Genomic DNA, 24105 nt, shown 5'->3' with positions numbered 1-24105 from the left:
CGTTCACCGCCGAACCGTCAGTGCCGGACCCTATGCTCGGTGCCTGTCCGGCCGGGGTGCTGGGCGTCACCCGAAGGAGCGGAGGGTTTCGTGATCAGTCATGTCGGTGTGGCCATGCTGTACGTCGGCGACCAGCAGGAGACCGTCGACTTCTTCGTCAACACGTTCGGGTTCGCCAAGACCACGGACGCCGAGATGATGCCCGGCGTCCGGTGGATCGAGGTGACGCCGCCGAACGGTCAGACCACGATCGCCGTCCACGACGCGGCGACGTTCGGCAAGCAGCCGGGCGAGGGCGCGTATCTCACCTACGCCTGCGACGACCTCGCCGCGACGGTGGCCGAGCTCCGCGCGCGAGGCGCCGAGGTCACCGACCCGGTCGAGGAACCGTGGGGCACCTACGCCAAGGTCACCGGGCCCGACAACCACGAGATCCAGATCCACCAGAAGTAGCGCTTCCGTGAAAGCCGCCCGCCGCCGTCGTGGCCTCCCGCCACGCGGTGGCCGTCGTCATGCCCTGGTACGGGAGTTTCACCCACGGCTCGCTCTGCATGGTGGTCCAGCAGCTCGCCAAGGCCGGTTTCATCACCGAGCGGGAGACCACCCGCAACGGCGCGCGCCCGGAGCGGACCGTCTGCCTTCGAAGATGGCCTGGCAGAACGAGTACCGGATCGACTGGGAAGCTTCCGTCACGACCTGAACGCGGTGCCGGGCAGCAGGCGGGCGGGGGTGGGGTGAGGGGGGCGCCGGCGGCGTCGCCGGGCCAGGCAAGCACAAGCCGGGCGCCGTGGCCGCTGGGTGGGAGCGCGGGATGCCGACGCCGAGTCCACGCCCGATGATCTAGGCCGCCTGTCACCTTATGAATCTACAAAGTAAAGCCGGTGGATTCGGACAGTCAACTCTCTTCACGACAATCAGCATTCGCAACGATGGCAAGGCGCAGGTAGGCGGCCAGGCCGGGGGCTATCGCCTCGTAGGTGGCCGTGAAGCGCGGATCTGACACGTACAGCTCGCCGAGCCCGCGGTGGATCTCGTACGTGCAGGTGTAGAACCAGCGGGTGATGTGGCCGCGGTGCCGTTCGGCGAGGTCCATGGCGGCTTGGCTGTCGGCCGGCAGGCCGGCTTTGCAGGCGGCGGCCAGGTCCTGGTGGATGGCGTCGGCTTCGGCGGAGAGTTCCAGCCAGTCGGCTTTGGTGTAGGAGGCGACGCGGCGGCGGCTCTGGGCGTAGGCGGGGTGGGCGCCCCAGCGTTGTTCGGCCTCGGGTTCGTGGTCTTCGGGGGTGAAGGTGCCGAAGAGTTCGAGGCGTTCTTCTGGGGTGAGGGCGATGCCGCGGGTGCGGGCTTCGATCGTGCGTTCCACTGCGGTGATGATCTCTTTGAGGCGTTCGGATTTGCGGGTGAGCAGGTCGTGCTGGCGGCGTAGCTGGGTGAGTTCGTCGGTGGTGGGGTCGTCGAGGATGGCGGCGATCTCGTCGAGGGGGAAGCCGAGTTCGCGGTAGAGGAGGATTTGCTGGAGTCGGGTGAGGTCGTCGTCGGTGTAGCGGCGGTATCCGGTGTGGGTGCGTTCGTGGGGGGTGAGCAGGCCGATCTCGTCGTAGTGGTGCAGGGTGCGCACGGTGATGCCGGCCAGGTGGGCCACGTGTCCGACGGTGAGGCTCATGGGGTCCAGCTTGGGGTCTCACGTTGGGTGAGGTGCAACCCCGGTGGGGTTTTCGTGGGCGGGTGGGCGCATGCTGGGGGTGTGGATGATGATCTGTTGCCGATCGGGCGGTTCGCGCGGTTGGGCCGGTTGAGTGTGAAGCAGTTGCGGCATTACGACGCGTTGGGGTTGCTGGTGCCGGCGTGGGTGGATCCGGTGACGGGTTATCGGTTTTATCGGGCGTCGCAGGCGCGGGTGGCGTTGGCGATCGGGTTGTTGCGGTCGTTGGATGTGCCGTTGTCGCTGGTGGGGCGGGTGCTGGCGGGGGAGTGGGAGGTGTTGGCGGGGGTTCGGGACGGGTTGGAGGCGGAGGTGGCGCGGCGGCGTCGGACGTTGGCGTCGTTGGAGCGGGTGCTGGTGGAGGGGTTGCCGTCGGCGGTGGTGTCGGTGGTGTCGGAGCCGGCGTGGCGGGTGTTGGTGGCGCGGGAGGTTGCGGGTGGTCCGGAGGGGGTGGGGCGGGCGACGTCGGCGGCGGTGGCGCGGCTGGTGGGGGTTGGGGGTGGTGGGCCGGTGCGGCTGGTCGGGGTGTTTCCGGTGGATATGGAGGAGGTGATGGAGGTGGCGGTGGCGCGGGTGGTCGAGGGGGAGGGGTGGCGTGATGGCGTGGGGGTGCGGGCTGAGGTGCTGGAAGGGGGGCGGTTCGCGGCTGCTCGTCATGTGGGTCCGTATGACCAGATTTCGTTGACGGTGAGTGCGGTGCTGGCGTGGTGTGGTGAGCGGGGGTTGGCTGTTTCGGAGGTGCGTGAGGTGTATGTGTCTGATCCGGCGGTGACGGCGGCGGAGGCGTTGGTGACGGATGTGCTGGTGCGGTTGGAGTGATCAGGCGTGGGTGGTCAGGGTTGGGTGGTCAGGGTTGGGTGGTCAGGGTTGGGTGAGGATGAGGGGGCCGTCGTCGGTGATGGCGATGGTGTGTTCGGTGTGGGCGGCGCGGCTGCCGTCGGTGGTGCGCAGGGTCCATCCGTCGGGGGCGGTGCGGTAGCGGCCGTTGCCCGCGGTGAGCATGGGTTCGATGGCGAGGGTCATGCCGGGGCGGAGGGTCATGCCGCGTCCGGGGCGGCCGTGGTTGGGGACGTGGGGGTCTTCGTGCATGCGGCGGCCGATGCCGTGGCCGCCGAAGTCTGAGGCGACGGCGTCGGTGTAGCCGGCGTGGGTGGCGGTGGTGTGGATGGCGTGGCCGATGTCGCCGAGGCGGTTGCCGGGGAGTGCGGCGGCGATGCCGGCGGTGAGTGCTTGGCGGGTGGTGTCGATGAGGTGGCGGTCGGTGGGGTGGGTGGTGCCGACGGTGAAGCTGATGGCGGCGTCGCCGGCCCAGCCGTCGAGGTAGGCGCCGCAGTCGATGCTGACGAGGTCGCCGTCGCGCAGGCGGCCTTGGCCGGGGATGCCGTGGACGATGGCGTCGTTGACGGAGACGCAGATGACGGCGGGGTAGGGGGTGGGGGCGAAGGGGGGTTGGTAGTCGAGGAAGGAGGAGGTGGCGCCGGCTTCGCGGATGGTGGTGGTGGCGAGGTCGTCGAGTTCGGTGATGGGGGTGCCGGGGGTGGCGTGGGTGTGGAGGGCTTGGAGGGTGCGGGCGACGACGCGGCCGGCTTCGCGCATGGCTTGGAGTTCGCCGGTGGTTTTGATCTCGACCATGGCGATAACTATACCGGTATTTCTATTGGGGTAGACTGGTGTGCATGGTGCGTCCCCCGCTGACCCCCGAAGAGCGCCTGCGCGGCGAGCACCTCGGCCTGCTCCTGCGTGAGGCCAGAGCCGGCCGTAGCATCGCCGAGGTCGCCGCCGCGGCCGGCATGTCGGCCGAGACCCTCCGCAAGATCGAGACGGGCCGGATCGCCACCCCGGCGTTCTTCACCATCGCGGCCCTGGCCGACGTGCTCGGCGTCTCGCTGGATCATCTCGCCGTCCGCACCACTCCCGCCGTCCCCACCTGAGGTCCCGCCAGGGTGTCTTATTCGGTGCGTGGGCGTTTGAGCAGCGGGTGGGCGCGCATCGCCACCTCCAGCTCGCCCGGCAGCTCGTCGCGGTAGCGGCCGAGCGTCGACAGGTCGCTGTGGCCCAGGACGCGGCGCACGGCGTCCATGTCGACCGCGTCGGCCAGCAGGTGGGTGGCCGTGGTGTGGCGCAGGCCGTGGGGGGTGACGGTGCGGCGCCGCTCCGGGTCGACCTGCCGTTGCACCCGGTCGATCACCGCCTGCACGTCGCCGCGGGCCAGCCGTCGGCCGCGCCACGACAGCAGCAGCGCCTTGTCGGCGGTGGCGGGCCGGCCGTGCTCCAGGTAGGCCTGCAGGACCCGTGCCACGTCCGGCGGGAGCGGCACGTCGCGGGTGCGGCCGCCCTTGCCGAAGATGCGCCAGTAGCGGACGCCGTCGTTGGTGAAGAAGTCTTCGACGTTGGCGCGTACGAGCTCCGACACGCGCGGGCCGAGGGTGGCCAGCAGCAGCACGATGAGCGCGTCGCGCAGCTCGGTGCGCTGGTCGCGGCGGCGCCCGGCCTCCTGGCCGGGGCCGGCCGGTTGCTCGCCGATCTGCCGTGCCGCCCCGACCAGGCCCTGGGCCTGCTCGCGGGTGAGGGCTCGCCGTTCGGGGCGCAGCCCGCCGCGTTCGCGGGCGGTGATGGTGGCGGCCGTCATGGGGTTGACCTGCACCCAGCCGGCGAGGGTGGCGTGTTTGAACAGTGCGGAGATCGACCGCCGGAACCGCGCCTGTGACGAGGCGGACTGCCTGCCCTCGTTCGGGTCCTGGCCGGCGCGGCGGCCGTCGGGTTTGCGGGCGAAGGCCAGCAGGACCGCGTCGACGTCCTCCCCCGTCAGGTCGTCGAGGACGCGGTCGGGGCCGGCCAGCTCGACCAGGGTGGCGACGTCACGGGCGTAGACCTCGGCGGTGGCCGACGACAGGGCCCCGGTGGAGACTCTGGCCCGCACCAGCTCCACGTAGCGGTCCGCCGCCTCCGCCACCGACACCCGGTCGAGCTCCGCAGGCCGCACCGCGTCCCCCCTCTTCCGTCAAGATCCAGCGGAAGGTAACGGTAGCGGCCCGCACCGACACTTTCAGATGTCGCGGAAGGTCTCGATCCTCGCCCCCAGCGCGTTGAGCCGCTCGGCGAGGTCCTCGTACCCGCGGTTGATCACGTACACGTTGCGCAGCACCGAGGTGCCCTCGGCGGCCATCATGGCCAGCAGCACGACCACGGCGGGCCGCAGCGCCGGCGGGCACATCATCTCCGCCGAGCGCCACCGTGTCGGGCCTTCGACGAGCACGCGGTGCGGGTCCAGCAGTTTGACCGAGGCGCCGAGCCGGGTCAGCTCCGTCAGGTAGATGGCCCGGTTGTCGTACACCCAGTCGTGGATGAGCGTGGAGCCTTCGGCCGAGGCGGCGATGGCCGCGAAGAACGGCACGTTGTCGATGTTGAGGCCGGGGAACGGCATCGGGTGGATCTTGTCGATGGGGGAGATGAGCTTCGAGGGCCGGACGGTCAGGTCGACCAGGCGGGTGCGGCCGTTGGCGGCGGCGTACTCCTCGCCGCGGTCGTGGTCGAGGCCCATCTCCTCCAGGACGGCGAGCTCGATCTCCAGGAACTCGACCGGCACCCGGCAGATGGTCAGTTCTGAGGAGGTGACGACGGCGGCGGCCAGCAGGCTCATGGCCTCGACCGGGTCCTCGGAGGGGGAGTAGTCGACGTCGCGTTCGATCTGGGGGACGCCGTGCACGGTCAGCGTGGTGGTGCCGACGCCTTCGACGCGGACGCCGAGCTCCTCCAGGAAGAAGCACAGGTCCTGCACCATGTAGTTGGAGGAGGCGTTGCGGATGACCGTGACGCCGTCGTGGCGGGCCGCGGCCAGCAGGGCGTTCTCCGTCACGGTGTCGCCGCGTTCGGTGAGGACGATGGCGCGCTTGGGTGACACCCCGCGCTCGACCTGGGCGTTGTAGAAGCCGCCGGTGGCGTTGATGTGCAGGCCGAAGTGCTGCAGCGCCGACATGTGCGGCTGCACGGTGCGGGTGCCGAGGTCGCAGCCGCCCGCGTACGGGATGCGGAACTCGTCGGTGCGGTGCATCAGCGGGCCGAGGAACATGATGACGCTGCGGGTGCGGCGGGCGGCGTCGGTGTCCATCGACTCCAGCTCCAGCCGGGCGGGCGGGACGATCTCCAGGTCGTTGCCCTCGTTGATCCAGCGGGCCCTGACCCCGATGGAGGCCAGCACTTCCAGGATGCGGTAGACCTCCTCGATCCGCGCCACCTTGCGCAGGATGGTGCGCCCGGAGTTCAGGAGCGTGGCGCACAGCAGTGCGACGCACGCGTTCTTGGAGGTCTTGACCTCGATGCTGCCCGACAGGCGGCGTCCGCCCACGACGCGCAGGTGCATGGGTCCGGCGTAGCCGAGGGAGACGATCTCGCTGTCGAGTGCCTCGCCGATGCGGGCGATCATCTCAAGGCTGATGTTCTGGTTGCCGCGCTCGATCCGATTGATCGCGCTCTGGCTGGTCGCCAGCGCGTCCGCCAGCTGGAGCTGGGTCCATCCGCGGTGCTGCCGCGCATCGCGGATGAGCCGGCCGATCCGCACAAGGTAGTCATCTGCCACAACACCTCAACCTATCTCACATATGAGATGCTCTCGCATCGGACGGGGGCGACGCGCCGGACGACTCCGTCTGGGCCGCTGTCTGGGCCGCTGCCTGTCCTTCTCGGTGGACTTCTCGGGAGACTTCTCGGTGGACCGCGAGGCGCGTGGGTGTGCGGGCCGGCCGGCGGCCGTGCACGAACGCCCTTCTGGCGGCCCGGAAGCCGCGCCGGTCGGCGAACACGTCCCGGCTCAGCTCCGCGAGCTCCTCGGCCCGGTAGACGTCCAGCGGCTTGTGCCGTTCGTCGGCGTCCCGGGCTTCCTTCTTGACCGCCAGCAGCCGGTCGTATCCCGGGCTGGCGGCGAGCTTCTCGGCGTACTCCAGCACCGTCCGCTCGAACTCCAGCCGTGACCCGGGCACCACCCGGTCGGCCAGGCCCAGTTCCACCGCCTCCTGGGCGCCGACGGGCAGCGCCCGCCGCAGCAGTCTGCGGGCCTGCGCGGTGCCCACCCTGCGGGGCAGGGCGTACGTCCACAGCTCTCCGCCGGACAGGCCCATCGCGCGGTGGTTGGGGTGGAGCACCACGCCCGAGCGGATCATCACCCGGTCGCCGCCGAGCGCCAGCATCATGCCGCCCGCGCCGGCGTCGCCGCCGAGCGACGTCACCACGAGCTGGCCTGTGCAGGCGAGCAGCTCGCGGCAGGCGCGGCCGAGCGCGTCGAGGTTCATCCACGCCTCCAGTTCCGGGTGCGGGGCCGCCTCGATCACGTTGAGGTGGATGCCGCGGGAGAACACCTCGCCGCCGCGCACCACCAGCACCCGGGTGTCCTGGGCGGCCGCGTACCGCAGCACCGACACCAGCCGCCGGCACTGGCCGGTCGACATGGCGCCGTCGTAGAAGTCGAACGCGACCACCCCGACGCCGTCGCCGCGGTCGTAGGTGACCTCGCTGTAGCCGGGCTGGTCGCCGGCTCCGGCGAGCCGCTCGCCGAGGACCAGCGCCGCGGGCAGCTTGACCGCGCCGGGCTCCTCGGCGCGCAGCTGGCCGACCCAGACGGTGCCGTCGCCGGTGTGCACGAGCACCGCGCCCTCCCGCCGTCCCGCCACGGTGCCCGGCGTGCCCCGCAGCGCCGGGCCGCGGTACACGTCGAACACCCGTACCGGCATTCCGCACAGCTCGGCCCGGCCGCCGGGCTCGCCGTCGGCCGCGCGCACGCACCGCAGCACCGCCTCCGTCGGCTGCTCCCACGCCAGCGCCCGTCCCGGGTCCGGGGAGGCGGCGGTCGCGGGACGGGCGGGACGGCTGGGACCTGTGGGACTGGCGGGGTCGGCGGGTGGCGGGGGAGGCGTGAACGCGGGGTCGGCTGCCCTGGCCGCCACCTCCAGGGCCAGCTCGGCCGCCGCCTCGGCCACCGGCCCGTTGTACAGGGCGGACTTGCGCGGCGGCTCCGGCGGGATGGGGAAGGTGCGGTACGCCCAGACGGGGGCGGCGTCCATCTCCCGCGCGGCCTGCAGCGCGGTGACGCCCCACTCGCGTTCGCCGCCGGCGATGGCCCGGTCCAGCGGGGCGGGGCCGCGGTCGCCGGGCGGGCCGGGGTGGAACACGATCGTGCGCACGCCCTGCCACACCGGTGGCGGCGTCCGTTCCGCCAGGCACGGGCAGATCACCAGGTCCGGCTTGGCCAGCTGGACGGCCTCGAGCATCAGCTGCTCCGACAGGGCCAGTTCCACGCTGACCTCGTGCCCCGCCCGCCGCAGCGCCAGCCAGGTGCGCTGGGTGAGAGCGTCGAAGGAGGAGCAGACAAGCAGGATACGCACTGGGGGATCTTCCTCACCGGGGATCGTGCCTGCCGGAGGGTGACGGCGGTCCCGTCCGGCCCGTACAGGCAAGATGCTGACACGATCAGGCAAGCCTCGATGACACATCGCAGCAAACCAACCACAATCAACGTCATTCGTACGGAAGAGTCCGAATTTTCTCACCTGTCACGCCACCCCCGGCAGCCAGGCCGGTGATGCCATGCTGGGGCCATGACAGCGTGGCACGACATCGAACTGGCGGCACCCGAGTTCGCGCGGCGCGTGCGCGCACTGTTCGACGCCCACCGGCACAAGACCATCGCCACCCTGCGGGCCGACGGATCCCCGCGCATCTCCGGCATCGAGGCGGCCTTCGAGAACGGCGAGCTCGTCTTCGGCTCGATGCCCCGCGCGCGCAAGGGCGACGACCTCCGCCGCGACCCCCGCTTCGCCCTGCACAGCGCCACCGTCGACCCCGTCGAGGGCGCCGAGGCGCAATGGCCGGGCGAGGCGAAGATCTCCGGCCGCGCCGTCGCCGCCGGCCCCGTCGCCCAGGGCCAGGACGGCGACCGCTTCCACGCCGACATCACCGAGGTCGTCCACACCCACCTCGACGACAAGGCCACGATGCTCGTCGTCGAATGGTGGACGCCCGCACACGGCCTGCGCCGGACCGAACGCGCCTGACCTCGTCCGGCCCCGCCAACACAGCGCCTACACAGCGCCTACACAGTGCCGCCCGGCGCGGTGTGGCGGTGGACGAAATCGGAGATGAGGGCGGCGACCTCGGCCGGCCGCTCGGCCACCATGCCGTGCCCGGCGTCGATCTCGCGGATCTCGATTCCGGGCCGTTCGGCGGCCAGGGCCGCCAGGTCGCGGCGGAGCCCGGCCCGGTAGGCGTCCATCAGCGGGACCAGGGGCGGCGGGACGGGCGGGTTGCGGGTGGCGTTCACGATGAGGAACGGGCCGGAGACGCCGCGGAAGGCGGGCAGCGCGTCGGCCAGCTCGGGCAGCTCACGAAGCGCGGCGGTGACGTCGGGGCCGGGCCGCAGCAGGAAGCCGTCCTCGTGCGGGCGCAGGTTGCGCCGCAGCGACTCCACCCAGGCGTCAGGGTCGGCGTCCTGGGCGGCGGCGAAGGCGCGCTGGCCGTCGAGGAAGGACTGGGCCTGGCCGGCGGTCATCGGCCGGGCCATCAGGGCGACCTGCTGGGTGAACATCTCGTGCAAGGTGTCCAGGTCGCGCTCCACCCGCTCGGGGTCGAGGCCGGCGTAGTTGGCGGGGTGGGTCTCGGCGGCGCGGTGCCCGTCGAGGCTCACGGCGGCCGGGCAGGCGGGATGCCGGGCGGCCCACATCCCGGCGATCACGCCGCCGATGCTGTGACCGGCGACGGCGGGCTCGCCCAGGCCGAGCGCGGCGGCGACGCGTTCGAGATCGTCCAGGACGGCCTGCCACGTCCACGGCCCGTCGCCGGAACGGCCGTGCCCCCGCAGGTCGACCGTCACCGGCCGCACCCCGCTCAGATGGGGGAGGACTTGCGCCCAGTTGAGCAGGTTGCCGCCCGCTCCGTGGAGCAGCAGCAGCGGGGTCCCGCCGCCGCCGTGGTCGTGCACCGCGAGGGGGACGTCACCGTCAACCATCGTCTCGCTACTGCTCTTCGGGCTGGTCTGCATGCGCCCCTCCGGGGTCGAGTCGTTCGCGGACCGAGCGGGTGGTGACACCCCCGTCAGGGTGCTGCCGCAGCTTGCCGCGCCGCACCAGGTCGTGCACGCCCTGACGGGTGATGCCGAGCATCGCGCCGGCGACCGCGTACGGGACGCGGTCGGCGGCGGGATGGCCGACGCGCCGGGCGATCGCCCGGCCCAGGGGAGTACGCCACCACTCGGGAGGCGGGTCGAAGGCGGCGTCGCCGGGGTAGAGGACCGCGACCAGCCGCGCGCCGGTGTGGACGGCGCGCCGCCGGTCGGGCCCGAGCAGGTCGGCCGCCCACGTGGCCGCGTCATGCCGCGCCTGGTCGCGCAGCTCACGCAGAGCACCATGGGCACCCTGCGCACCGTGGGCACCGTGCGCGCCGTCGCCGAGCAGGATCTCCAGCGGGTCGAGCAGCCTGCTGCCGACCAGCCGGAGGATGTCCTGTTCGAGAGCGCTGTGCTCATCCCGCAGTTCGCCGGTCACGCCGCCTCCCGCCACTACTTGACGTACGATAGCAAGTACTTGACGTATGACGTCAAGTAGTCGGGGTGTGCCACTCCCCGACACCCCCCGGAACCGGCGTCCCCGGCTCGTACGGCTCCCGGGTGAACACGAACGTGTTGAGATCCAGATGGTCCGGCCCCACCCGCAGCGTCTCGCCCGCGTAGTAGCCGTCCAGCCCCAGCCACGTGCCGTCGTCCTGCGGCACGAACCGCGACGCCCGCCCGCCCCCGGACACCGGCGCCAGCGACAGCCCCCGATCCGGCAGCAGCCGCAGCGTGAACGGCGCCGGACCCCAATGCCACAACCCCGTCAGCGCCAGCAGATCCGGATCCGCGACGCCCGGCCGCCACTCCGCCGGCAGCCGCGGCTCGTGCTCCTCCACGATGTCGAGCAGGTCGAACAGCAGCCCCCGCCCCACCCCCGAGGTCGTGTTGGCCAGGAACAGCACCCCCGTCGCGTCCGCCGGGTCGGCCCACACCGTGGCCAGGAACCCCGGCATCGACCCGGTGTGGCCCGCCAGCCGCCGCCCCCGATGCCGGGCCAGCTGGAACCCGAGCCCGTAACCGCCCGTCCAGGCGTCACCGTCGTCGACCGTGGCCGGCTCACGCATCTCCGCCAGCGTCTGCGCCCCCAGCACGCCGCCGGTGTCACCGGCCACGAACACCGCCCACCGCGCCAGGTCGTCGGCCGTCGACCACAGCTGCCCGGCCGGCGCCATCGCCCCATGGTCGTGCTCGGGCTCGGTCAGCAGCACGTCGGCGTACGGATGGACCGCGTAACCCGTCGCGTGCGGCGGCCTCGGCCGCGCCGTGGTGTCACGCATGCCGAGCGGCTCCAGCACCTCCGCCCGCACCGCCTCCAGCCACGGCACCCCGCGCAGCCGCGCCACCACCTCGCCCAGCAGCCCGAAACCCAGGTTGGAGTAGTGGTAGCGCCGCCCCGGCCGATGCCTGACCTGCCCCGGCCCGAGCCGGCCCAGCAGCTCACCCGCCTCCACCCCCGGCGTGCGCTCCCACCAGTCGGTCGGCGGCTCGGCCGTCAGCCCGCCCGTGTGCGACAGCAGCTGCGCGATCGTCGCCTCACCCGCGCGCGCCCCCGGCAGATGCTTGCCGACCGGGTCGGCCAGGTCCAGCAGCCCCTCGTCACGCAGCCGCATGACTACCACGGCGACCATGCTCTTGGTGATCGACCCCAGCCGGTACTGCGTCGCCGGCGTCGGCTCGCCCCCCTCGGGCACCCGCCCGGCCCCCGGCCCCTCCGGGCCGGTCGTGGCGCCGCGACCGGCCCGCCAGACGACCTGCCCGTCACGGACGACCGCCGCCACGATCGACGGGATACGCGACCCGCTCTGCTCGACGGCCAGCCGGCGCAGCAGCGCGCGAGCCGTCACCTGTCCCACCTGTGTCATGGGTCTCAAGCGTACGGGCTCGGCCCCCGCCCGAAAGGCCGGTCAGCGGGGTTGAGCGGAGTCGAAGGCGTCCAGGATCAGCGCGGTCGCGTCCAGCCCGCGCACCGTGGCGCCCAGCCGGGGCACCTCGATCGGGCCCGGCCACGTGTGACCGCCCCCGTCGATCGTGTAGAGCCGCACCGCCGCCCCCTGCTCGCAGCCGTCCCACGCACGCAGCCGCACCGACCGTACGGGAGAACTGACGACCGGCTGCGGGCAGCCGAGCGCGGCCGCCCACCCCTCGGCGGTCCGCGGCACCGGCGGCAACGTCACCATGTCGGCCAGCTTGCGCAGGTCACCGGTCGAGTCGCGCAGCGGATGCCCGCCCCCGTACGGCACCGCCCGGTCGGCGGTGCCGTGGAAGGCCACCAGCGTCACCGGCGGCGGATCCGGGCACGGGGTCACCAGACTGAGCCCGCCCACGACGGCCACCCCGGCCAGCCGCCCCTCCAGCCCGCACGCCAGCGCCGCCGCCATCCCGCCCCCGTACGACAGCCCGGCCGCGAACTCCCGCCGCCGGTCCACGCACAGCCGCTGCTCCAGCCGATCCAGCAGCGCCCCCAGGAACCCGGTGTCGTCGGGGCCCAGCCCGTTCGGCAGCGTCCAGGCGAACCGGTCCTTCGCCACCTGCGGGGTCGCCACGATGTAGCCCCGCCCGGCGCCCACCCGCGGCAGCCGGCTGTAGGCGGCCTGCTCGCGGGCGTTGGAGCCGAGCCCGTGCAGGTTGAGCAGCACCGGGTGCGGCCCGTCACCGTCGGGCAGCGCCAGCAGGAACACCCGCTTCAGCCCGGCGAACTCGATCGTGTGCCGCCCCTCCTCCAGCCGGGGCCCGCCGGCGCAGCCACCCGGCGGCGGCGCCGCGGTGGGCGCGGCCGACGGCCGGGCCGGCACGGGCGGCCGCCCCGAGCAGTCGGCGGCCGCCACCGTCACGGTCACCAGCGCCGCCACGATCACGCTCAGCGCCCGACCGGCCATGACACCTCCCGCCGCCCGGCCCGCCCACCCGGCGGGCCGACTGGCTCCAGTGTCCCCCGCCACCGCCGCGCCGCACAGAAGGACCACGAGCGAGACCTCAGGGGAGGAACTTCAGCCCCACCACACCGCCCACGATCAAAGCCAGGCACACCAGCCGGGCGGCCGTGGCCGGCTCACCCAGCACCACCATCCCGTACACGGCGGTGCAGACCGCGCCGATCCCCACCCACACCGCGTACCCGGTGCCGACCGGGATCGTCCGCAGCGCGTACCCCAGCCCCGCCATGCTCGCCGTCAGCGAGACGGCGAACAGCAGAGCGGGACGCAGCCGGGACAGGCCTTGCGAGGCGGACAACGCCGCCGCCCACACCGCTTCCAGCAGACCCGAGACGACCAGAATGATCCACGCCACGGCGACACGCACCTCCGAAAGAGAACCGACCTTGGGCCCGCGTCGTCTTGTCATGCCGGGTACGACGCGCTCGTCCGGGGCGTGCCCGCCCTCTTCGCGGCGGCAGCCACCTCCGACGCTACCACCCGGTCCGCGGCCGGCGGCCCGGGGGAGGTGTCGCGGTCCCGGAGATCTGCCCTAGTCTCCTGCGTGTGGGGAGGCCTCAGGGGAGCCGGGACGACAGCTCCAAGAATCTCGGTGCCAGCTTGGACGCGGTCCTCGAACGCATCACCTACGCGGACGAGGACAGCGGCTACACCATCGCCCGCGTGGCCACCGGCCGCTCCGGCTCCGAGCTGCTCACCGTCGTCGGCCCGCTGCTCGGCGCCCAGGTGGGCGAGTCGCTGCGGCTGACCGGACGCTGGACCACCCACCCCCGCTACGGCCGCCAGTTCGAGGTCTGGTCCTACACCACCGTGCTGCCCGCCACCGTCCAGGGCATCCGCCGCTACCTCGGCTCCGGCCTCATCAAAGGCATCGGCCCCAAGATGGCCGAACGGATCGTCGACCACTTCGGCACCGACACCCTCGACGTCATCGAGCACGAACCCGCCCGCCTCACCGAGGTGCCCGGCCTGGGCCCCAAACGCACCCGCATGATCGCCGACGCCTGGGAAGAACAGAAGATCATCAAAGAGGTGATGGTGTTCCTGCAGGGCGTCGGCGTCTCCACCTCCATCGCGGTGCGCATCTTCAAGCAGTACGGCGAGCGCAGCGTCGAGGTCGTCCGCACCCAGCCGTACCGGCTCGCCGACGACGTGTGGGGGATCGGCTTCAAGACCGCCGACACCATCGCCCAGGCCGTCGGCATCCCGCACGACAGCCCCGAACGCGTCAAGGCCGGCCTGCGCTACACCCTGTCCCAGGCCGCCGACGACGGCCACTGCTACCTGCCCGCCCCCAACCTCATCGCCGACGCCGTCAAGATCCTCGACGTGCCCGCCCCGCTCGCCGCCTCCTGCCTGGAAGAGCTCGCCGCCGAGGAGCGGGACGGCAACGGGGGAGTGGTGCGCGAGCAGGTGCCCGCCGGCGACAACGAGGTCCCGGCCGTCTACCTGCCGCCGTTCCACCGGGCCGAGCAGTCGCTCGCCGGCTCCCTGCTCACCCTGCTGCACCACGGCCACGACCGGCTCAAGGCGTTCGCCGACGTCGACTGGGCCAAGGCCGAGACGTGGCTGCGCGAACGCACCGGCGCCGACCTGGCCGGCGAGCAACGCCAGGCCGTCCGCCTGGCCCTCACCCACAAGGTGGCGGTGCTCACCGGCGGCCCCGGCTGCGGCAAGAGCTTCACCGTCCGCTCCATCGTCACCCTGGCCCGCGCCAAACGCGCCAAGGTCATCCTCGCCGCCCCCACCGGACGCGCCGCCAAACGGCTGGCCGAGCTGACCGGCCACGAGGCCACCACCGTCCACCGGCTGCTGCAGCTGCGCCCCGGCGGCGACGCCGTCTTCGACCGCGACAACCCCCTCGACGCCGACCTCGTCGTCGTCGACGAGGCGTCCATGCTGGACGTGCTGCTGGCCAACCGGCTGGTCAAGGCCGTCGCCCCCGGCGCCCACCTGCTGTTCGTCGGCGACGTCGACCAGCTGCCGTCCGTCGGCGCCGGCGAGGTGCTCAAGGACCTGCTCGCCGCCGCCGACCTGCCCCGGGTACGGCTCACCCAGGTGTTCCGGCAGGCCGCCGAGTCCGGCGTCGTCGTCAACGCCCACCGCGTCAACTCCGGCCTGCAGCCGCAGCTGGCCGGCCTGGACGACTTCTTCCTGTTCCCCAGCGAGGAGCCCGAGGAGATCGCCGCCCTGGCCGTCGACGTGGCCGCCCGCCGCATCCCGCGCCGCTTCGGCCTCGACCCGCGCCGCGACGTGCAGGTCCTGGCCCCGATGCACCGCGGCGCGGCCGGCGCCGGCGCGCTCAACGCCGCCCTGCAGGAAGCGCTCACCCCCGCCCGCGAGGGCCTGCCCGAACGCCGCCACGGCGGCCGCGTCTTCCGCGTCGGCGACAAGGTCACCCAGCTGCGCAACAACTACGACAAGGGCGCCGCCGGAGTGTTCAACGGCACCGTCGGCGTCGTCGCCGACATCCGGCCCGACGACCACGCCCTGACCGTCCTCACCGACGAGGACGAGCGCGTCGACTACGCCTTCGACGAACTCGACGAGCTCACGCACGCCTACGCCGTGTCCATCCACCGATCCCAGGGCAGCGAGTACCCCGCCGTGGTCATCCCGCTGGCCACCAGCGCCTGGATGATGCTGCAGCGCAACCTCCTCTACACCGCCATCACCCGCGCCAAGAAACTCGTCGTCATCGTCGGCTCCCGCCGCGCCCTGGCCCAGGCGGTCCGCACCCGCGGCGCCGGCCGCCGCCACACCGGTCTCACCCACCGTCTCACCGGCCGCCTCACCGGCCGTCTCACCCGCACCGGGTGACCCCCATGCCGTCTGCGCACCGATTTGGCGCGGCCTGACCGGCCCTGACCTGCGCGGCGACCGCAAGAAGTGATCGAAATGTGACTGAACTCTCCCAAACCTATGCTCGTCATACATGCAGGAGCATTAAGGTCTTTTAGTGCGTCGCATGTAACTGGGGAGAGGTTCAGTTGACCATCACCACACCTTGGAGGAAGACCGCCACCGGGGTCGCCCTGCTCGCCGCCGCGACCCTCACCGCGTCATGCTCCGCGCCCGGCGGCACCGGCCCCGGCGCGTCAGAAGCCACCACCTCCGCCACACCTGAACCCCCCACCATCACCATCACCCCCGCCCAGGGCAGCACCAAGGTCAACCCCGGCAAGCGGATCGTCGTCACCGCCGAAGGCGGCGCCCTCGACGAAGTCACCGTCCAGGACGACGACGGCCAGATCGAAGGCACCTTCAACACCGACCGCACCAAATGGGTCTCCAAGACCGCGCTGAAGCCCGCCACCGACTACAACGTCTCGGCCACCGCCGGCGCCGCCACCGCCGCCAGCGCCTTCACCACCCGCAAACCCGGACGCGTCCTGCAGATCATCGACGTCACCCCCAACATCAAGGGCGAGAAAGTCGGCGTCGGCATGCCGATCATGGTGCGGTTCAACCAGCCCGTCGCCAACAAGGCCGCCGTCGAACGCGCCCTCCAGGTCGAAGCCGAAAAGCCCGCCGACGGCGCCTGGCGCTGGATCGACGACTCCTACGCCATCTACCGCCCCGCCAAATACTGGGCCCCCGACCAGACCGTCTCCTTCAACGCCGCCCTCGACGGCGTCAAGGCCGGCAAGGACCTGTGGGGCATGAAGAACTACGACTACGACATCACCATCGGCGACAAGGTCGTCAGCAAGGTCAACGCCGCCCGCCACATGATGTACGTCTACCGCAACGGCAAACGCGTCCAGACCATGGCCATCAGCGCCGGCAAGGCCACCACCCGCGAATACACCACCACCAGCGGCGTCCACCTCACCATGGAACGCGCGAACCCCGTCCGCATGATCTCGCCCGGCCGCAAGAAGGGCGACCCCGGCTACTACGACGTCATCGTCAACCACGCCGTCCGCATCTCCAACAGCGGCGAGTACGTCCACGCCAAGAACAACGTCTGGGCCCAAGGCCGCCAGAACGTCAGCCACGGCTGCGTCAACGCCCGCCCCGACCAGGCCAAATGGTTCTACGACAACTTCCAGCGCGGCGACGTCGTCGAGATCACCGGCACCGACCGCGAACTCGAATGGAACAACGGCTGGGGCTTCTGGCAGATGTCCTTCAAGGAATGGAAGAAGGGCAGCGCCCTCAAGAACGACAGCTGACCCCCACAGCGCGCAAGCCCGGCAGTGCTCTTGGCGGGCACCACCCGCCAAGCACCGCCGGGCCCCTCACACCAGCGCCAGCTGCCCGAACCTCGGCTCCCGCGGCTCCGCCTCACCCGGACCGCACCGCATCCCGTACACCCGGCACAACTGCGCGATCTGCCCCAGAATCCGCTCCTCATAAGCGGGGGAGGGCAGCCCGTCACCCCCGTACAACTCCTCATAACGCGCCACCAGCCCCGGATGCGCACGCTCCAGCCACGCCCCGAACCACGCCCGCGTAGCCGGCGGCAACCGCAACACCACCGGCTCCACCGCGCCCACCCCCGCCTGCGCGATCCGCCGCACCGTCGCCGCCAGCTGATCGGAACCGTCACTCAGCAACGGCAGCACCGGCCCCATCAGCACCCGGCAATCCACCCCCGCCTCCACCAGCGACGCCGCCAGCTCCAGCCGCGCCTGCGCGCCCACCGCCCCCGGCTCCACCGCCCGCCGGATCCGCTCGTCCACGAACGCGATCGACACCGCCACCCGCACCCCGGACCCCGCCAGCAACGCCGCGTCACGCAACACCAGCGGGCTCTTGGTGTAGACCGTCGCCGGCACCCCCGCCTCCGCCAGCGCCGTCACGATCCCCGGCATCAACCGGTACGTCTCCTCCGCCGGCTGATAACAGTCACCACTGACCCCCACCGCCAGCGGCTCACCACCCCACCGCGCCAGCTCCGCCCGCAACCGCGCCACCGCGTTCGGCTTCACCACGATCCGCGTGTCGAAATCACGCCCCGCGTCCAGCCCCAACCGGCGATGACCCCCGCGAGCCCCGCACCCCAGACACGCGTGCGCGCACCCCCGATACGGCGACACCGCCCACCGCTGCGCGACCCCCGCACTCCGCGGCACCCGCTCGATCAGCACCCTGGCCTGCGTCTCGTAGAAATCCCCGCGCAGCACGGCACGCCGCTCGATCAGCGGCCGCTCAGCGGCCGCCTCCACCAGAGGCTGCGCATCCCAACCCACCACCCAAGTGGAACACGTATTCGACACCCTTTTCAACCCGAACCCCCAACACCCCAGCCGGCCACCCACCCGTAAACTCGGACACCCGTACCACTTCCGGGGAGAACCACCATGGCCTGGCTCCTGCTCGCCCTCGCCATCGCCTGCGAGGTCACCGCCACCTCCGCACTCAAACTCAGCAACGGCTTCGCCCACCCCGGCTGGACCGTCATCACCGCCGTCGGCTACATCGCCTCCTTCGCCCTCCTCGCCCAAGCACTCAAACTCCACCTCGAGATGGGCACCGCCTACGCCGTCTGGGCCGGCGCCGGCACCGCCGCCATCGCCCTCATCGGCGCCGCCTTCATGGGCGAAACCCTCACCCCGCTCAAAATCAGCGGCATCCTCCTCATCATCGGCGGCGTCGTCATCCTCAACCTCTCCGCCGCCCACTGAGCCGCCCACTGAGCTACCCCCAGAGCCGCCCCGGGATGACCACGCACCGCCCCCAACCGCCATAAACTGCCCCCGTGCTCAAACCCCGATACCCCATCACCACCCCCCGCCTCACCCTGCGGCCCTTCACCCCCGCCGACCTCGACGCCCTCCACGCCTACGAATCCCGCCCCGACGTCGCCCGCTACCTCTACTGGGAACCCCGCGACCGCGACGCCGTCCGCACCTTCCTCGACAAGAAGATCAGCCGCACCGCACTCCTCGACGAAGGCGACGCCATCGACCTCGCCGTCACCCACCGCACCACCGGCACGCTCATCGGCAACTGCCTGCTCATCTGGACCAGCAAAACCCACCGCCAAGGCGAAATCGGGTACGTACTCCACCCCGACCAGCACGGCCACGGCTACGCCACCGAAGCCGCCCGCGAAATGCTCCGCCTCGGCTTCGACGGCCTCCGCCTCCACCGCATCACCGGCCGCCTCGACGCCCGCAACACCGCCAGCGCCCGCGTCCTCGAAAAACTCGGCATGCGCCGCGAAGCCCACCTCATCGACAACGAACACGTCAAAGGCGAATGGACCTCAGAAACCATCTACGCCATGCTCGACCACGAATGGACCCCATGATCCACCACCTCGCCCTCGCCACCGACTGGACCCACGCCCAGACGACAGGGGAGTACCGCATCTCCACCCTCGGCCGCACCCTCGACCAAGAAGGCTTCATCCACTGCAGCCGCGACCTCGACCAACTCCACACCGTCCACACCACCTACTACAGCCACATCACCCAACCCCTCCTCATCCTCGACATCGACCCCACCGGACTCGACATCCGCCACGAAAACGGCTACCCCCACCTGTACGGACCGCTCCCCACCACCGCCGTCACCCGCACCCGCCCCTACCAGCGCCCCTGACACCCGCCCACACACACGAAAACGGCGAGCCCAGCACCCACGACAGGCCACCCAGCCCGCCTCAGATCCATGGACTCGCCGTACACACCACCACCGGCACCCAGGCCGGCAGCGCACCACCAACGATCAGCGCGAGACCCGCACCCCGGGCCCCACCATCGGCTCATAAGAAGCACCAGGCCCAGCCACCGGCTGACCCACCTGCTGCTGACCCTGCTGACCCACAGGCTGCGGCATCCCCTGCGGAACACCCTGAGGCGCCCGCTGCCGCATCTGCTCCACATGCGCGGCACGCCGCTCGGCGCACCCACCCGCACAGTAACCGTTCGTGAGGATCAACCGCCCACGAAGCGGCGTATACGCCTCGCGCCCATCAGCAGGAAGAACCCCCTGGCACACCGGACATAACACAGACTCGTTCCCCACGTGCTGCTCCTCTCGCGGCGCGATAGCAGAAGACCACCCTAAAGGCCACACCCACCCGAGGACGAGGAATCAACGACAAGTCAACACCCCAGTCAACCACGCACCGCACCCGACGCCCCCACCAGCACCCAGCGGGGGAGAGGACCCACACCCACCTCACCACCCACCACGACCAGCTACAACACCCGCAACAACAAGATCACATCACATCCCGGTAACAACCAACCGCCACACCGGCATCACCCAGCGTCACGTAACACATCTCACACCACCGAAATCCGGCACCACCGAAAACGCCATATCTGACCGGGGGAGAAGCCCGCCCCTTAGAGATACGCACCACCACCCGGCACGGCTCACCACCGGCGGACGCAGAATGACCCCATGACGACATGAAGAGCACCCCGCGACCGATGGCACTGGCACAAGGTCACATCCGGCTGGACGACCCCCGACGGCGACCGCCACATCTGCGCCACCTGCGGAACACCCGCCCGCACCTACATGTACCGCTACTATCCGCCCGAATCCACCATGTACGAGCGGTGCATCGCCCTCACCTGGTGCTCCAGCTGCCGCATCTACTCCGGCGCCATGGTCCACGTACCCCGCGCGACCACCCTCGCCGACGCCCTCGCCTCACTGCCACCCGAACAGCGAGAACGCCTCGAACGCAGCGAGGCCCGGCTCATCGCCTACCTCGACAAGCAGTATCGGAGGAGCGGCCCTGACCAGAACTACTTGACATAATGTTCATTATCAAGCAACCAGAGAAGCGGGCGGAGGCCTGACGCAAGACGCCACGAACGCCGCCGACACTCTCTTACTCCCGCACGGCGATCTCTTTACGTACGATCGACACATGTCCATCTCCACCGGGGGTTTGATCGCCCTGACCTTCGTCGTCACCGTCGCGATCATCTACCTGATCATCCTGGCCGTCCGCCTCACCAAGGCGCCGCGCAACCGGCCGTCCCCCCGGCAGGACATCATCGACCAGGCCCGCGAGCTGAAGGCGCTGGGCCAGATCCAGGAAGCCGTCTTCCTCGTACGCGGCGAGACCGGCATGAGCCACCGGGCGGCCACGCGCCTCGTCAACCGCCTCTAACCCGGACAAAAGATGCGATACCGGACAGAAGCTGGATTCTGTCCGGTATAGCGCACGGTCGCGAGGACGCCGTCGGCCCGGGAAAGGCTGGGCGGTGCCGCCGGTACGTCGCGGCTGTCCCCTGCTCGGATCGTGACTCCCCGTCGGAGCGGGAGTCCGCCCTCGCCGTGTGCGAGACGGAGGCTCATGCCGCCTGTGCCGATCTTGACTGACTGACCCTTTGGGTGATTTGCCCGAAATGTTCGGTCTCCTCCCCCGACCACACTGCCCGGGCAAGGGATGAGGCGGATCTGAGGCGGGGGCCTTGCAGACTGCCAGGCGGTCTCCCCCGGTGCTCGGCCACTTCCTCCGGGGGTGTCGGCCACGGGAGCGGGAGGACGTCATGATCAGCCGGCGGTGGGCGAGGGTGGCGGTTCGCGCCCTCCCCCGCCCGGTGTCGCCCAGTGTCGTCCAGTGTCGTCCCGTGTCAGTCCGGTGTCAGTCCGGCGGGGTCAGCAGCACTGGAAGCACTGGTACTGCCAGGCGCCGCAGGTGACCTTGCCCGTTTGCCAGCGGCAGCAGGTGCGCATGTACAGGTATGAGCCGAACTGGTCGCGGTCGCAGCGGCGTTCGGTCCAGCAGTCGGCTGCCTGGGCGGTGCCGGCGTCGGGGACGAGTCGGGTGAGGAGTTTGTCCCCGGCTTGGGTGGCAAGGTCGATGATCTTCTTCATGGTGGCTCCTGTTCGTGGTCGACTGCGACGGTCGACAAAGTACGCAGGCGTTGCGTCAGATCTGCCTCATCGTGGTCCGCTGTGCTCGGCCGGGAGGGTGTCGTGAGCCGTGTGCTGTCGCTGGTCGGCGTGGTGCTGGGAGTGCTTGGGGTGCTGGGGTGGGTGCGGCGTGCGGTGGTGCTGGTCACGGTGGAGGGGCGCAGCATGGAGCCGGCGTTGCGGCATGGGGATCGGGTGGTGGTGTGGCGGCGTGGGGTGGGCGGGTTGAGGCCGGCTGATGTGGTGGTGCTGGGTCCGCCTGGGGCGGTGGTGGAGGTGGGTGGGGTGGTGCGTTCGCCGGTGGCGGGGTTGCAGGTGAAGCGGGTGGTGGGGCTGCCTGGTCAGGTTGTTCCGGCGGAGTTGCGGGGGGTGGTGGGGTCTGATCGGGTGCCGGCGGGGACGGTGCTGGTGGTCAGTGACAATCGGGCGGTGGGGCTGGATTCGCGGGTGTGGGGGCCGTATCCGGCGGGTGGTGTGGTGGGGGTGGTCGTGTTCCGTGCGGGTGCCGGTGGGGGTGTGCGGTTCATCAGTGGTGCGGGGTCAGGGCGATGAGGTGGCTGGTGGTGCCGTTCTGGCGGGTAGCGAGCCGGGCCGCGAGTCGGTGGGCGTGGTCGTGGGCGAGGTCGTGCATGCGCCACAGGCCTGGGGCGGGTTCGGAGAGCAGGTGGGTGTCGGCGAGTTGGTCGAGGAGGGTTTCGGCTGTGGGTGGGTCGGTGCCGAGGAGTGTGGCGGCGGTGGTGGCCGGGATGTCGCGGTTGGGGAGGGTGGCGAGTAGCCGGTAGGCGCGTCGCTGGTCTTCGGGGAGTTGGCGGTAGGACTGGTCGAGGGCGGTTTCGACGCTGCGGTGGCCGTCGGTGAGTTCGTCCAGTCTGTGGTGGGGCGGGGTGAGCCGGGCCAGGAGGTGGCTGATGTCCCAGGTGGGGTGGGTGCGCAGGCGGGTGGCTGCGAGGCGGATGGCTAGGGGCAGCAGGGCGCAGCGGGTGACGGTGCGGTGGAGTTGTGCGGGGGTGGCGGAGGGCGGGTGGGGTGCGGCGGCGCGGGTGAAGAGGGTGGTGGCGTCTGTCGGTGGCAGGTCGTGGAGGGTGATGGTGCGGGTGGCGTCGAGTGGGGTCAGGCGGCGTCGGCTGGTGATGAGGACGCGGCAGTGGGGGTTGCCGGGGAGCAGGGGCAGGATTTGTGTCGCGTCTGTGGCGTCGTCCAGCACGATGAGGGTGGCGCGGTCGGCGAGGAGGGTGCGCAGGAGTCCGGCTCGGTCGTCGGTGTGGGGTGGGATGTGGTGGCGGGGTGTGCCGAGTGCGGTGAGCATGAGGCGGAGTGCTTGGTGGGGGTGTAGCGGGGTTCGGCCGGGGCTGTGGCCGTGGAGGTGGACGAAGAGTTGGCCGTCGGGGAAGCGGTGGGCGAGCCGGTGGGCGGCGTGCAGGGTGAGTGCTGTTTTGCCGGTTCCGGCCATTCCTTCGATGACGCAGACGGTTTGGGGGCCGTGGGTGAGGGTGTCGGTGAGGGTGAGTTCGCGGGTGCGGCCGGTGAAGTCGGCGAGGTCGGGGGGTAGCTGGCGCGGCGTGGGGGGTGGCGTGGGGTACCGGGTGGGGTGCGGGGTGGGGTGCGGGGTGGGGGCCGGTCTGGTGGGTGGTGCGGGGGGCTGGTCGACGAGGAGGTGGGCGTAGAGGCGTTGGAGTTCGGGTCCGGGGTTGATGCCGAGGTCGTCGGCGAGGTGGGTGCGGAGTTGCTCGTACCGTTCGAGGGCCTCGGCGCGGCGGCCTTGCCGGTCGAGGACTTTGAGCAGGCGTAGCCACAGTGATTCGCGCAGGGGGCAGCGGGTGGTCCAGCGTTTCAGTTCGGCGAGGAGGGCGTGGTGGCCGGACGGGCCGGTGGCGAGTTCGAGGTCGAGGTCGAGGTCGATGCGTCGTTCGAGGGCCAGGAGGTGGCGTTCGGTCAGGCGTGGGGCTTCTGTTTCCCGTAGTCGCCGGGATGGCACGTCTTCGAACGGTTCGCCTCTTGTGAGGGTGAGTGCCTGGTCGAGCAGGTGGCGTTCCTGGTGGGGGTCCTGGGTTCGCGCGGCCTGGTCGAGGATGCGTGCGAAGCGGAGTGCGTCGACGTCGTCGGGGTGGGCTCGTAGGAGGACTCCCCCGGGCTGGGTGTGGATCCATCGGCTGCCGAGTGTGGTGCGCAGGCGTGCGGCGTAGTTCTGGAGGCTGCGGCGGCAGTTGGCGGGCAGTCGGTCGGACCAGACGGTGTCGGCGAGTCGTTCCATGGACACGGTGGTGCCCGCGGACATGGCGAGGGCTGTGAGGAGTGTTCTGAGCCGGTTGGCGGTCAGGTGGACGGGGTGTCCGTCGACCGAGATTTCGAGTGGCCCGAGCACGTTGACGGTGAGGCGGTGCGGCTCCCCCATGTGCGGCTCCCCCATGTGCGGCTCCCCCATGTGCGGCTCCCCCATGTGCGGCTCCCCCGGGGTGTGGAGGGTGCCATGCAAGCAAGGGGGTGCTTCAGATGGGGTTCACGGTGGCTTCATGGGTGGTGCGGCCGGGCATGTGGCGGAC

General features: G+C 71.2%; 25 protein-coding genes and 1 riboswitch. Of the genes, 12 read left to right on the top strand and 13 right to left on the bottom strand.

Annotated elements, in window-relative coordinates; all coding sequences use genetic code 11:
- Nucleotides 1-90: 90 nt before the first annotated feature.
- Nucleotides 91-453 carry a VOC family protein gene (locus ACGFI7_RS25790; protein WP_393409087.1) on the top strand — a complete coding sequence of 121 codons (363 nt, stop codon included), beginning with the start codon at nucleotides 91-93 and terminating at the stop codon, nucleotides 451-453.
- Between the two features lie 442 nt (nucleotides 454-895).
- Here ACGFI7_RS25790 and ACGFI7_RS25785 read toward each other — a convergent pair whose 3' ends face one another.
- Nucleotides 896-1660, bottom strand: coding sequence for a MerR family transcriptional regulator (locus tag ACGFI7_RS25785; protein WP_393409086.1), 765 nt, complete (start codon nucleotides 1658-1660; stop codon nucleotides 896-898).
- An 81-nt stretch (nucleotides 1661-1741) separates the two neighbouring features.
- Between ACGFI7_RS25785 and ACGFI7_RS25780 the strand changes: the two genes are divergently transcribed.
- A complete protein-coding gene (locus ACGFI7_RS25780) occupies nucleotides 1742-2518 on the top strand; it encodes a GyrI-like domain-containing protein (RefSeq protein WP_393409084.1) in 777 nt (258 codons plus the stop codon).
- A gap of 42 nt (nucleotides 2519-2560) precedes the next feature.
- Here the strand turns inward: ACGFI7_RS25780 and map are convergent, their stop codons facing one another.
- The gene (gene map / locus ACGFI7_RS25775) at nucleotides 2561-3331 is read right to left on the bottom strand and encodes a type I methionyl aminopeptidase (protein ID WP_393409082.1); all 771 of its coding nucleotides are present in this window, start codon (nucleotides 3329-3331) and stop codon (nucleotides 2561-2563) included.
- Between the two features lie 44 nt (nucleotides 3332-3375).
- Here map and ACGFI7_RS25770 point away from each other — a divergent pair, with 44 nt between their 5' ends.
- Nucleotides 3376-3630 carry a helix-turn-helix domain-containing protein gene (locus ACGFI7_RS25770; RefSeq protein WP_393409081.1) on the top strand — a complete coding sequence of 85 codons (255 nt, stop codon included), beginning with the start codon at nucleotides 3376-3378 and terminating at the stop codon, nucleotides 3628-3630.
- A gap of 17 nt (nucleotides 3631-3647) precedes the next feature.
- On the opposite strand, the gene ACGFI7_RS25765 is transcribed toward ACGFI7_RS25770, so the two are convergent.
- The 3 genes from ACGFI7_RS25765 to ACGFI7_RS25755 all read right to left on the bottom strand — a co-directional run bounded on the left by ACGFI7_RS25765 (nucleotide 3648) and on the right by ACGFI7_RS25755 (nucleotide 8073).
- Complete coding sequence (locus tag ACGFI7_RS25765; protein ID WP_393409079.1) at nucleotides 3648-4682, bottom strand: tyrosine-type recombinase/integrase; 1035 nt, start codon at nucleotides 4680-4682, stop codon at nucleotides 3648-3650.
- 63 nt (nucleotides 4683-4745) lie between these two features.
- The gene (locus tag ACGFI7_RS25760) at nucleotides 4746-6275 is read right to left on the bottom strand and encodes a helix-turn-helix domain-containing protein (protein ID WP_393409077.1); all 1530 of its coding nucleotides are present in this window, start codon (nucleotides 6273-6275) and stop codon (nucleotides 4746-4748) included.
- 16 nt (nucleotides 6276-6291) lie between these two features.
- Complete coding sequence (locus ACGFI7_RS25755; RefSeq protein WP_393409076.1) at nucleotides 6292-8073, bottom strand: enoyl-CoA hydratase-related protein; 1782 nt, start codon at nucleotides 8071-8073, stop codon at nucleotides 6292-6294.
- A 213-nt stretch (nucleotides 8074-8286) separates the two neighbouring features.
- On the opposite strand from ACGFI7_RS25755, the gene ACGFI7_RS25750 reads away from it, so the two are divergent.
- Nucleotides 8287-8742 (top strand): pyridoxamine 5'-phosphate oxidase family protein, encoded by a 456-nt coding sequence (locus ACGFI7_RS25750; protein ID WP_393409075.1) that lies wholly within the window; start codon nucleotides 8287-8289, stop codon nucleotides 8740-8742.
- A gap of 38 nt (nucleotides 8743-8780) precedes the next feature.
- Here the strand turns inward: ACGFI7_RS25750 and ACGFI7_RS25745 are convergent, their stop codons facing one another.
- The 5 genes from ACGFI7_RS25745 to ACGFI7_RS25725 form a co-directional block, all read right to left on the bottom strand.
- On the bottom strand, nucleotides 8781-9692 hold the full coding sequence (locus ACGFI7_RS25745; protein WP_393409073.1) for an alpha/beta fold hydrolase: 912 nt from the start codon (nucleotides 9690-9692) through the stop codon (nucleotides 8781-8783).
- Between the two features lie 7 nt (nucleotides 9693-9699).
- Nucleotides 9700-10227 carry a hypothetical protein gene (locus tag ACGFI7_RS25740; RefSeq protein ID WP_393409071.1) on the bottom strand — a complete coding sequence of 176 codons (528 nt, stop codon included), beginning with the start codon at nucleotides 10225-10227 and terminating at the stop codon, nucleotides 9700-9702.
- A 52-nt stretch (nucleotides 10228-10279) separates the two neighbouring features.
- On the bottom strand, nucleotides 10280-11656 hold the full coding sequence (locus tag ACGFI7_RS25735; protein WP_393409069.1) for a serine hydrolase domain-containing protein: 1377 nt from the start codon (nucleotides 11654-11656) through the stop codon (nucleotides 10280-10282).
- A gap of 42 nt (nucleotides 11657-11698) precedes the next feature.
- Nucleotides 11699-12670 carry an alpha/beta hydrolase family esterase gene (locus ACGFI7_RS25730; RefSeq protein ID WP_393409068.1) on the bottom strand — a complete coding sequence of 324 codons (972 nt, stop codon included), beginning with the start codon at nucleotides 12668-12670 and terminating at the stop codon, nucleotides 11699-11701.
- A 97-nt stretch (nucleotides 12671-12767) separates the two neighbouring features.
- The gene (locus ACGFI7_RS25725; protein WP_393409067.1) at nucleotides 12768-13082 is read right to left on the bottom strand and encodes a DMT family transporter; all 315 of its coding nucleotides are present in this window, start codon (nucleotides 13080-13082) and stop codon (nucleotides 12768-12770) included.
- A 36-nt stretch (nucleotides 13083-13118) separates the two neighbouring features.
- Nucleotides 13119-13176, bottom strand: a riboswitch (guanidine-III (ykkC-III) riboswitch).
- Between the two features lie 151 nt (nucleotides 13177-13327).
- Between ACGFI7_RS25725 and ACGFI7_RS25720 the strand changes: the two genes are divergently transcribed.
- Complete coding sequence (locus ACGFI7_RS25720; protein WP_393409065.1) at nucleotides 13328-15547, top strand: ATP-dependent RecD-like DNA helicase; 2220 nt, start codon at nucleotides 13328-13330, stop codon at nucleotides 15545-15547.
- 170 nt (nucleotides 15548-15717) lie between these two features.
- A complete protein-coding gene (locus ACGFI7_RS25715) occupies nucleotides 15718-16905 on the top strand; it encodes an Ig-like domain-containing protein (protein ID WP_393409063.1) in 1188 nt (395 codons plus the stop codon).
- 66 nt (nucleotides 16906-16971) lie between these two features.
- On the opposite strand, the gene ACGFI7_RS25710 is transcribed toward ACGFI7_RS25715, so the two are convergent.
- A complete protein-coding gene (locus ACGFI7_RS25710) occupies nucleotides 16972-17925 on the bottom strand; it encodes a radical SAM protein (protein ID WP_393409061.1) in 954 nt (317 codons plus the stop codon).
- Between the two features lie 111 nt (nucleotides 17926-18036).
- Here ACGFI7_RS25710 and ACGFI7_RS25705 point away from each other — a divergent pair, with 111 nt between their 5' ends.
- The 5 genes from ACGFI7_RS25705 to ACGFI7_RS25685 all read left to right on the top strand — a co-directional run bounded on the left by ACGFI7_RS25705 (nucleotide 18037) and on the right by ACGFI7_RS25685 (nucleotide 20816).
- Nucleotides 18037-18360: a DMT family transporter gene (locus ACGFI7_RS25705; RefSeq protein ID WP_393409060.1), complete on the top strand. Its 324-nt coding sequence runs from the start codon at nucleotides 18037-18039 to the stop codon at nucleotides 18358-18360.
- A 74-nt stretch (nucleotides 18361-18434) separates the two neighbouring features.
- Nucleotides 18435-18989: a GNAT family N-acetyltransferase gene (locus ACGFI7_RS25700; protein WP_393409059.1), complete on the top strand. Its 555-nt coding sequence runs from the start codon at nucleotides 18435-18437 to the stop codon at nucleotides 18987-18989.
- A complete protein-coding gene (locus ACGFI7_RS25695) occupies nucleotides 18977-19282 on the top strand; it encodes a DUF952 domain-containing protein (protein WP_393409058.1) in 306 nt (101 codons plus the stop codon). The genes ACGFI7_RS25700 and ACGFI7_RS25695 overlap by 13 nt, the downstream gene beginning before the upstream one ends.
- Nucleotides 19283-20212: 930 nt before the next feature.
- Nucleotides 20213-20458, top strand: a complete 246-nt coding sequence (locus ACGFI7_RS25690; RefSeq protein WP_393409057.1) for a hypothetical protein — start codon at nucleotides 20213-20215, stop codon at nucleotides 20456-20458.
- A gap of 112 nt (nucleotides 20459-20570) precedes the next feature.
- A complete protein-coding gene (locus ACGFI7_RS25685; protein ID WP_393409056.1) occupies nucleotides 20571-20816 on the top strand; it encodes a hypothetical protein in 246 nt (81 codons plus the stop codon).
- 491 nt (nucleotides 20817-21307) lie between these two features.
- On the opposite strand, the gene ACGFI7_RS25680 is transcribed toward ACGFI7_RS25685, so the two are convergent.
- Nucleotides 21308-21526 (bottom strand): hypothetical protein, encoded by a 219-nt coding sequence (locus ACGFI7_RS25680; protein WP_393409054.1) that lies wholly within the window; start codon nucleotides 21524-21526, stop codon nucleotides 21308-21310.
- A gap of 102 nt (nucleotides 21527-21628) precedes the next feature.
- On the opposite strand from ACGFI7_RS25680, the gene ACGFI7_RS25675 reads away from it, so the two are divergent.
- Entirely contained in the window at nucleotides 21629-22117 is a 489-nt protein-coding gene (locus tag ACGFI7_RS25675; protein ID WP_393409052.1) for a S26 family signal peptidase, read from the top strand.
- Here ACGFI7_RS25675 and ACGFI7_RS25670 read toward each other — a convergent pair.
- Nucleotides 22092-24002, bottom strand: coding sequence for a BTAD domain-containing putative transcriptional regulator (locus ACGFI7_RS25670; protein WP_393409051.1), 1911 nt, complete (start codon nucleotides 24000-24002; stop codon nucleotides 22092-22094). The two genes, ACGFI7_RS25675 and ACGFI7_RS25670, sit on opposite strands and share 26 nt — an antisense overlap.
- Between the last annotated feature and the right edge of the window lie 103 nt (nucleotides 24003-24105).

Origin of the sequence: Nonomuraea sp. NPDC048826, assembly GCF_043198225.1 — a bacterium.
GTDB lineage: Bacteria > Actinomycetota > Actinomycetes > Streptosporangiales > Streptosporangiaceae > Nonomuraea.
Note: the sequence above shows the minus strand (reverse complement) of the source record. Positions and strands in the feature narration are given on the sequence as shown.

What these genes read in the sequence shown, in the direction of transcription:
- ACGFI7_RS25695 (WP_393409058.1), top strand. Translation starts at nt 18,977, where the DNA reads ATGGACCCCATGATCCACCACCTCGCCCTCGCCACCGACTGGACCCAC.
- ACGFI7_RS25745 (WP_393409073.1), bottom strand. Translation starts at nt 9,692, where the DNA reads ATGGTTGACGGTGACGTCCCCCTCGCGGTGCACGACCACGGCGGCGGC.
- ACGFI7_RS25705 (WP_393409060.1), top strand. Translation starts at nt 18,037, where the DNA reads ATGGCCTGGCTCCTGCTCGCCCTCGCCATCGCCTGCGAGGTCACCGCC.
- ACGFI7_RS25685 (WP_393409056.1), top strand. Translation starts at nt 20,571, where the DNA reads ATGTCCATCTCCACCGGGGGTTTGATCGCCCTGACCTTCGTCGTCACC.
- ACGFI7_RS25785 (WP_393409086.1), bottom strand. Translation starts at nt 1,660, where the DNA reads ATGAGCCTCACCGTCGGACACGTGGCCCACCTGGCCGGCATCACCGTG.
- ACGFI7_RS25735 (WP_393409069.1), bottom strand. Translation starts at nt 11,656, where the DNA reads ATGACACAGGTGGGACAGGTGACGGCTCGCGCGCTGCTGCGCCGGCTG.
- ACGFI7_RS25680 (WP_393409054.1), bottom strand. Translation starts at nt 21,526, where the DNA reads ATGAAGAAGATCATCGACCTTGCCACCCAAGCCGGGGACAAACTCCTC.
- ACGFI7_RS25750 (WP_393409075.1), top strand. Translation starts at nt 8,287, where the DNA reads ATGACAGCGTGGCACGACATCGAACTGGCGGCACCCGAGTTCGCGCGG.
- ACGFI7_RS25670 (WP_393409051.1), bottom strand. Translation starts at nt 24,002, where the DNA reads ATGGGGGAGCCGCACATGGGGGAGCCGCACATGGGGGAGCCGCACATG.
- map (WP_393409082.1), bottom strand. Translation starts at nt 3,331, where the DNA reads ATGGTCGAGATCAAAACCACCGGCGAACTCCAAGCCATGCGCGAAGCC.
- ACGFI7_RS25690 (WP_393409057.1), top strand. Translation starts at nt 20,213, where the DNA reads ATGTACCGCTACTATCCGCCCGAATCCACCATGTACGAGCGGTGCATC.
- ACGFI7_RS25770 (WP_393409081.1), top strand. Translation starts at nt 3,376, where the DNA reads ATGGTGCGTCCCCCGCTGACCCCCGAAGAGCGCCTGCGCGGCGAGCAC.
- ACGFI7_RS25730 (WP_393409068.1), bottom strand. Translation starts at nt 12,670, where the DNA reads ATGGCCGGTCGGGCGCTGAGCGTGATCGTGGCGGCGCTGGTGACCGTG.